This window comes from Bradyrhizobium sp. SZCCT0231, from assembly GCF_018130245.1.
Classification (GTDB): domain Bacteria; phylum Pseudomonadota; class Alphaproteobacteria; order Rhizobiales; family Xanthobacteraceae; genus Bradyrhizobium; species Bradyrhizobium japonicum_F.
In genome coordinates this window covers 321,088-328,915 of the sequence record NZ_JAFCKP010000006.1, presented here as the reverse complement: position 1 = coordinate 328,915, position 7,828 = coordinate 321,088, and the positions used below count along the sequence as shown (strand labels likewise).

Genomic DNA, 7,828 nt, shown 5'->3' with positions numbered 1-7,828 from the left:
CTGGAACTGATCGAGGTCCAGACCGGAAGCTATCTGGGGGAAGACGACATCATCCGGATTGAAGACGACTATCAAAGAGCTTGAGGGAGACTTGAAATGCGCATCGCGATGATAGGCACGGGCTATGTGGGACTAGTGTCCGGCGCCTGCCTTGCGGATTTCGCCAAACGACATCACCTGCGTCGACAAGGACGAGAAGAAGATCGCTGCGCCCCATCGCGGCGAGATCCCGATCTATGAGCCCGGGCTCGACGAGCCGGTGGTGAACAATGTGACGCGTTCCTGGCGACCAAGGTCACCTTCATCAATGAGATCGCCGATCTCTCCGAGAAGGCCGGCGCCAACGTCCAGGAGGTCGCGCGCGGCATTGGCCTCGACAACCGCATCGGCACCAAGTTCCTGCATGCCGGTCCCGGCTTTGGCGGCTCGTGCTTCCCGAAGGATACCAAGGCGCTGATCAAGATCGCTCAGGACTATGACGTGAACCTGCGCATCGTCGAATCCGTGCTCGCGGTCAACGAGAACCGCAAGCGCGCGATGGCGCGGAAGGTGAGCCAGGCGCTCGGCGGGGGCTTGCGCGGCAAGACCATCGCCGTGCTCGGCCTCACCTTCAAGCCCGACACCGACGACATGCGCGACGCGCCGTCGATCCCGCTGGTGACAGGCCTGATCGACATGGGTGCAAACGTGAAGGCGTTCGACCCCGTCGGCATGGAGCAGGCCAAGTGCGAGTTGTCCGATATCACCTATTGCGAGACGCTTATTCCCGCGCGCTCGATCTCGACCGGTTGAGGGCGACAGTGGCGCTGCCGGTCGTCGTCGACCTACGCAACATCTATCGCCCCGAGGAGCTTGGAGGCCGCCGGCTTCGTCTATGAGAGCCTCGGGCGGTCTGCTGTTCATCCCAGAAGTTAGTTCGGTTATTGAAACCTGATAGTGCGGAAATGGCTCGGAACGCTCCTCTGCCAAAACTTTGCTCGCCGCTTATTTGACGAATGCATCACGTCCCCGATTGAGTGGGACCCACGTTCTGATCATATGTGGCGCTACGACACCGTTTTTCCAGTCGATCCTCTCGTGGGATACGTTCTGTCACATGCCGGGACGAATTGGATTTGGCAGAACTAAGCAAGATGACGCAGTAAATTGCGTCGAGGGGGGCTTACGCACCGAAATGACTTTTACATAAAGTGTGCGCATTATCCCTGAGGTGAGATTAGCTATTGATCGCAGCATCGATTGCGCTGAACATTAAAGGAGGCTGGAGGCAAAAGCCGAGGGACCGGCTGATGCCAAGAACTCTCCAGGAACGACTGGATCAGGTTGACCGTGATATCGAAAGGTACATAGAATTTGATAAGGCAGAGAGAATTCGATTCAATCGCGAGTCTTTATTATGGACTGCTGAAGATCGCCTCGAGTGGCAGGAGACGCAATTCGCAAATGCTCAACGTATTCGCGAATTACTCAAAGAGCGTGACGCTCTGCGCAGGTAGTTGAGCCCGTGAGAGCGTGCTCTCGCATTTTCTCTAGCCTGAGGAGAGTAAAAACATTCTCAAACAAATCATTGGCCTCTCAAGAGTTCAGATCGTGCCAAAAGACGCTATCGGGTAGGTCCACGTTGGGACTTCGTCGTGCAAAATCGGATGGGCGTCTGCTTAAGGAGCTTCGTGGGCAACTGCTCGAGGGGAGGTAAGCGTTTGAGAGGATAGAGAGAGCGCGCGCGTCAACGCCGACCGGGCAGCAGGAGCAAGACGGGGAGGCGAGTCGTCGCGATGGGATCGGATCGGGAGCAAGAACTCAACTCATGATACGGCGAAGAAATTTTGACGATGGCTGATCCTCTGTTGGCTCGCGCTTAACTTGCCCAACGCGTACACTAGGCCGAGTACGATTACAGCAAATATAAGAACCGCAGCGCTTGCCGATGATGCTCTGCATCCCCCATCTTAGTGGCAGCCGGCCAGTCGCGTCCACTCCCTCGGTGCAATTGATGCACCTGCGGACGAAATAGGTTGGGAGCTCATGAAGTCTTATCCTGGCGCAACCCGCGAGCGGGGGAATAGACGATTCAGGAAATATCGCGCTGGCTTCTCGACGATGTAGAAACTGAAGGTCGCGCTCACGAAGGCGAATATCAAAAACATCAGTCTCGGCTGGTTGCCCGCAAATGGTTGCTGCCAAAGATAGAGCGAAAAGGACCAGACTCCGAGAGTTGTGAGGGCAGGTATCGAAAGAAGCGATCGGACAAATCTTGCCGAGCTTGGCAACGTCGCTAGCGCAAGAGACAACCCGAATGTTCCAACAGTGTACCTCACTGGGTCTGGGACCAAGAAACTCATGGCAAGTCCGAAGGCGCCCGAGATGATGGGGATTGCTGGGTGAACAGCTCGGTCTCGAAAAAGCAGGAAGAGTGCCGCCGAAACAAAAACCGAGGCCATTCTGACATCACTATGCCAGTAGACTTGGTTAAACCCGCGATGGAAAATCCAAGTCTGTATCGCTCCGTTAAGCGCGCAGGCGAGGCTCAAGACTATAAGCACTGGCGTTGGCCGGATCGAAAAGCGCCTTTGCAGGAATGCAATGATCGATAGGACGACGTATGAGTGTTCTTCGATGCACAGCGACCAGATGTGACCAAGAGTTGTGCTCTCGCTCGGAAAATAGTTGATGGTGAAACTCAGCGCTGCCAGAGCCGACCAAGGGTCAACGGCAAGCTTGGGCCAAACTGTAGTCGCAAAAAGCATCGCGAGGGTGAAGAGCCAAAGTGCGGGGAAGATGCGGGAAACGCGCCGCCAATAGAACAAATCGAGCGGAACGCGTCTAACGAACAGTATTTCGGCCATTAGTCGGCCGCTAAGGACGAAGAAGCACTCGACCCCGAGTCTCCCAGTATAGAACGGCAAGAGCGAAAAGTGCCCAGCCAACAGCAGCAGAATGGAAATTCCTCGCCAGCCGTCTAAGTACAATTCGTGCTTTATTTCTTTAGGGATATCGGTTTGCAACTCAGTCTCTGAGGAATGACGTGAAGGGATGGGAACCTTACCCCATGCCGAGAGACCCGCCTAGGCCCTACGGGTCTCGCCGCGTAAGTCAGGGATTGCGGACCTTGTGATTCCGCCCGGAGCTTCGGCCGCTCGTGAGCCTGCTATTTGCCAACTCAGAGAGGCGCCGGTCCGCCGTGAGCATTGCAGCGAAGAAGGAAGAAAGCGAACCCTTGATCGTTGAAACCGGCGCACGTTCGTGCACCGGTGGTTGGAGCCGGGGCGGGGCAGGACTACGATAGGGCAGAAGAATACCCGCCCGAAAGGCGCTGCCGGCGGCAACGGGGTTCTGGTGGAGGATGCCGTTCGGTCGTCTTGAGGCTTCCATCGCCATTGGGTGCCGTGATTTATAAACAAAAATGAACGCCGCGACGGGCGTTCATTTGCTTGGCTCGGTCGCCCTCTGGTCTACGAGAACCATTCGTGTCGCGGATAATATCTGAAGCCGTACTGCTTGATCAGCTCGTCGCGCTTTGCGGACTCGAGATCTTGCTTCATCATCTCTCGAACCAGGCTTTCAAACGGCGTCTTGGGCTCCCAGCCGAGTTTCTGCCTGGCCTTTGACGGATCACGAAGAAGCGTCGCAACCTCAGTGCGCGGAAGTGGCACGATCGACGGAAACGACACCCTTGCCGGTCTTGGCGTCATATCCCTCTTCTTCGACGCCGCTTCCTTTCCAACGGACCGTCATCCCGACATTGACCGTTGAATTGATCTGCGCGAGTTCTCGCCAGCGCTGAATTGAGGAGCGGAAATCTCTGATCCTGCGATCATCGTGGTGCTGGCAATCCTCGGGATATTGAATGCAGAATTGTGAAAATGACAGCGGTGGTGTCACCGCTTGGAATTCGTAGTTTGAATAGGCGGGCTGGCTGCAAACGCAATACATTATGGCCAGCATGCGGGCCGCATGTCGGATCATCGAAAGTTCGCCTGACATTCTTGATTGCTAGGCGAAGTATATTGCGATGCAATGCAAGCGCTATGACAATTGTGAGGCAATCGATGCACAATCGTGGAGCAGGGGCGTGCGCTCGATCTCCACTGGGCTGAAGGCGACCATGGTGCAGGCCGCGGCCTTAAATTTCTGCAAGATCTATCCCCTAAGGACATGGAAGCCGGCTGCTCCTGCTCCATCATCCTGTCCTTAGACTAGAGGTCGAATACCGAATGAAGCTACGGTCCATGCAAAGCCCCGTCAGCAAGACCTCTTCTGTGGAAACGTGACGTCGCTTGGCTGACTTTTACGCCCAGCAACATTGGCAAGATCTGCCATCTTTGAACGTCGAACGTTGTTGATCTCCTTCAGCAGCATCAGGCGTCGAAGCTGTGCTCCGTTCAGGAGTGATTCAAACAGCGCGAGGATCTCACGCGCCTGAACGTACACTTCCATGCTGATAGCGTGTTGATCGAAACCGTACGATCGAAGACGCGCTTCGATATCGACCGCAGCAGAAGCGTCCAGTTGCCAATCCAGGGCGTTATTGATGGTGTAGATTTCGGCTACATCCTGGAAGTCCGGGGCAATGCCTGCCAGATCGACGCGGCGAAGGGTCATCTCGACGGCCTTTTGGCGATAGGTGCTCAGGAGCCTATGCCGCAGAACCCGGTAGCGTTGCATCTCCCAGGAGAGTTCTGCGATGTCGATAGCGAGCAGCCATTCGATGGCAGACTGGGGATCGAGGTCGCGGAAGATGACAGCCTGAAGAGCCTGATAGTTGTCGATGTTCTCTCCGGGAAGAAGTTGCGGCGGAGGACACAGCGCCTCGAACTGAGGCGGCAAGACGCTAGCCGACTGTGGTTGACGAAGGTTGACAGGACCATTCATTGACCTTGCGCCTCTGATAACGGGCGCGAAGGCGGCGCAGAAACTGTTGCTCCGTTCGCCAGATGGACGGGGCTGCCATCCCAAAGCTGTTTCGCGATCGGCAGCGGCGAAATTTGCAGGTTGATCCACCAGGCTCTTTCGTCTCCGTGTCGATGCAGGGATTGATGATGCGATCGGCAGAGCGGCACCGTGAACTCGTCGCTGACTTTGCGACCCAAGGTGCGGGGTTGAGCGAACTTCAGGTGATGCGCATCAGCAGGTGTCTTCTGACAAACGAGACAACCTTGGCTGCGGATGAAGGAGAGGTGGTCCTTGCTCCGTCGCCGGGGCGGCTCCTTTGGGAAGGCGAGGCCGACCTGCTGTCCGGGAGAGGGGCTGGCAGGTTTGAAAATGTCGCCTGATGCCTCCGAAGGAGAATCCCTAGGTAGAGACCGTCCGACCGCTGACACGGCCCGCTGCTCTGCTGGATCGATGTCTGGAAGGGCAGCTTCCTCGAGCCTCTTCTCGTAGGCGGCCTCAAGAGCGCGAGCGTCCGCCTCTAGAAGAGTGTTCTTGAGGGGAAGGCTGATCTTGGCCCAGGCAAGCAGCTCCTCGCCGCCCTCCTGAAGAGCAAGCTCGCCTAAGAGCCGATCGAGAAGCTCGGCGGAGTGTTCGGGAGCTAACATCGGGGGCCGGTTCAGGACGCGTCCAGCTGGCTTTCCTTTCGGTCCTGGCGGAGTCTGAGGCTCGCGGGCCGCCGGAGACCCCGTTATGACATCAGGCGCATCCAAATCGTCTTCCCCGGCGATCCCGACCAAGGCGAATAGGGCATACCGGCGGGCATAGGTTAGTGCCGCACCCATCCGGTGCGGCGCCTCGACCTCCTTGCAGGCGCAGACCGGTAGATCCGAGGAGATCCATTCCCCGGAGGCGTGGGCAAGCAGGGTGGTGAGGTGGATCTGGCCAGTGACCTGCTCAATCCGGGTGGTCTGGATGGTGGCGATCTCCTGCTGGCTCAGCGTCTTGCGAACGATGTCCAGGCCGGAGGCCAGGGACGCGTAGCGGAAGGTTCGATCATCCTCCCGCGGGAATGGCGACCGGATCACGGCGGTCAGGGTCTTCTCGGGGTTGGTCAGCTCGGCCTGAGCTCGGGCGAGGGCGGCCGCGATCGTCCCGATGCGCTCACTGGACTGATGCATGGGGCCCCTCCGTCGCCTGGGCTTCGAAGCTGATCGCGCCAGACTTGGACCGCTTGGCCTTGATCCCGTGACCGCTCGCCTCTTTGGCATCCTCCGGCATGAGCTGCTTCAGTTCGGCCTTAGCTGTCTCGTGCTGCCAGTGTGCGTCTCGGGTTCGTAGGTATGTGGCCGCCAGCTCGGCCCATTGATTGGAAGTGGACATATCGACGACCTTGATCGCCTCCAGCCGCGGGCGCGGCGTCTCGATGTTGAACAGAACGGGCGGCTCGCCACTCTGGACGCAGCGCCAGAATTTTTTCTCGGCGGTGAGGAGAAGATGTTGGTAGAGCGGGTCAGCGTGGATCTTGATCTCGACCCATTTGCCGCCCCCGGTGATGATCGAGAGCACCGCATTGCGGGCGGCGATGACCCACATGTTGTGCTGCAGCTGAGCCATGTGCTTCTCGGCCGCCGCTTCCTCCGTGAAGGCCCAGGGCAGCATGAACTTGGCCTCGAAGACCGCGCCGGTCTGCTCGACGGTCCCGTCCAGCGTTGCGGCCATCCATTTGTGAATGGGATGGCGGACGCGCTTTTGGATGTCCTTGACGGTGTGGCCGCTCGCGCGCTGGTACCAGGCGCGGTTCAAGACCTCGGTGACCGTGCCAAGCTGGACAATGAGATTGTCCGAGAGATCCTCAGGCTCTGCTTCGCCGCGCTTTTCGCGCCAAAGGCGGATGAGGCTTTCCTGGTCATCCCCCATGATGATGCGGGCGTCGGAGCCGCCGATGAAATGGCGGCGGTCGTTCGGGTTGAACCTGATGATTTGATATTGTGGCCCGGCCGGGCCGTCACTCTGTACGCTACGCACTGGTATCTCCTACTCCAGAACAGCGGCTCTCGTCGCCGCACTGCCTGAAGCCCCGCATCTGCGAGGTGAGATACCGGCGGCGCCATCGCGCGCCCGGCCGACTCAGTAACGCTCCAATAGCAGCGGAATGCCAGTCCTTTTTGCAGCAATCTTATTGCTCGAGTTGCCGCGAGATTATTGGCGATGTTCAGGGAAAGCCCCAGACGAGCGGATTGCGAAGGACGCGCTCTCGACCAAAATTGACAAATCAAAGCCAAAACGGGCGAGGGGCAAGTACCAGAAAGGGGGGCCTTTGGTCTTCAACGCTTTAAGCCGGATTCGGCGGACTCCCCTCCTGAATGCATGGAAGCCACGGACCTCGCACGATCAGGTCTGTTTCTCGATCTGAGGCTTGAAGTGGTAGCCGCTTCGAGGGAAGCGTCGGGACGAGAGCAGGAGGCGGCATGGCGTCAGAACGAAAAATCGCAGTGAACCGATCGAACGCCAAACGAAGCACGGGTCCTAAGACTGAGGCCGGTAAGGCGCGGTCGAGCCGCAATGCCCGTCAACACGGTCTCTCGCGCCTGAACCGAGAAGGCGATGTCAGCTCCAGCGCATTGGCCGGCGTCATGACGAAGGGCCTGGCGCAACAAAGCTTATTTGAGATGGAGAATCTCGTCCGGGCTAATCTGTGGCTGGGCCGCATCCGGCAGGCCCGCCATGATATGCTTGTCGCGCTGTTGGAATGCCCGAACCCGAAGCTGGCGAAGCGTCTTGCTGGATTGGAGCGCTATGAGAGACCGATCCGGGCCGCGCAACGGCGGGTCCTGAAGCGCTGGCTGAACGAGGCGTGTTAAGGAAGGGAAGCGCGGGCGGCTGGAGGCTGAAGGTCGGAGGCCTTGCGTCTAGAGAGACTGTCGAAGCCAAATGGCGACAACCGCGCGAACGATGA

7 protein-coding genes and 2 pseudogenes are annotated in these 7,828 nt (G+C 58.2%); 3 read left to right on the top strand and 6 right to left on the bottom strand.

What is annotated here, in order from left to right; genetic code table 11:
- A partial coding sequence (locus JQ566_RS18185; protein WP_212374131.1) for a hypothetical protein occupies positions 1-84 on the top strand: 84 nt, incomplete at its 5' end.
- 12 nt (positions 85-96) lie between these two features.
- Positions 97-915, top strand: a pseudogene (locus JQ566_RS18180) (UDP-glucose dehydrogenase family protein).
- A 1,118-nt stretch (positions 916-2,033) separates the two neighbouring features.
- Here the strand turns inward: JQ566_RS18180 and JQ566_RS18175 are convergent.
- From JQ566_RS18175 to JQ566_RS18155, 6 genes and pseudogenes are all read right to left on the bottom strand, one after another.
- A complete protein-coding gene (locus tag JQ566_RS18175) occupies positions 2,034-3,005 on the bottom strand; it encodes an acyltransferase family protein (protein WP_212374098.1) in 972 nt (323 codons plus the stop codon).
- Between the two features lie 582 nt (positions 3,006-3,587).
- Positions 3,588-3,653 (bottom strand): annotated as a pseudogene (locus tag JQ566_RS34985) (hypothetical protein); the annotation flags it as partial.
- Positions 3,634-3,984, bottom strand: a complete 351-nt coding sequence (locus JQ566_RS18170) for a transglutaminase-like cysteine peptidase (RefSeq protein WP_249139533.1) — start codon at positions 3,982-3,984, stop codon at positions 3,634-3,636. The gene JQ566_RS18170 and the pseudogene JQ566_RS34985, both read right to left, overlap by 20 nt.
- 258 nt (positions 3,985-4,242) lie before the next feature.
- Positions 4,243-4,872 (bottom strand): hypothetical protein, encoded by a 630-nt coding sequence (locus JQ566_RS18165; protein WP_249139532.1) that lies wholly within the window; start codon positions 4,870-4,872, stop codon positions 4,243-4,245.
- The gene (locus tag JQ566_RS18160) at positions 4,869-6,050 is read right to left on the bottom strand and encodes an ERF family protein (protein ID WP_212374096.1); all 1,182 of its coding nucleotides are present in this window, start codon (positions 6,048-6,050) and stop codon (positions 4,869-4,871) included. Before JQ566_RS18160 ends, JQ566_RS18165 begins: the two co-directional genes overlap by 4 nt.
- A complete protein-coding gene (locus JQ566_RS18155; RefSeq protein WP_434057825.1) occupies positions 6,034-6,852 on the bottom strand; it encodes a YqaJ viral recombinase family protein in 819 nt (272 codons plus the stop codon). The genes JQ566_RS18160 and JQ566_RS18155 overlap by 17 nt, the downstream gene beginning before the upstream one ends.
- 488 nt (positions 6,853-7,340) lie before the next feature.
- On the opposite strand from JQ566_RS18155, the gene JQ566_RS18150 reads away from it, so the two are divergent.
- On the top strand, positions 7,341-7,733 hold the full coding sequence (locus JQ566_RS18150; protein ID WP_212374092.1) for a hypothetical protein: 393 nt from the start codon (positions 7,341-7,343) through the stop codon (positions 7,731-7,733).
- Positions 7,734-7,828 lie beyond the last annotated feature (95 nt).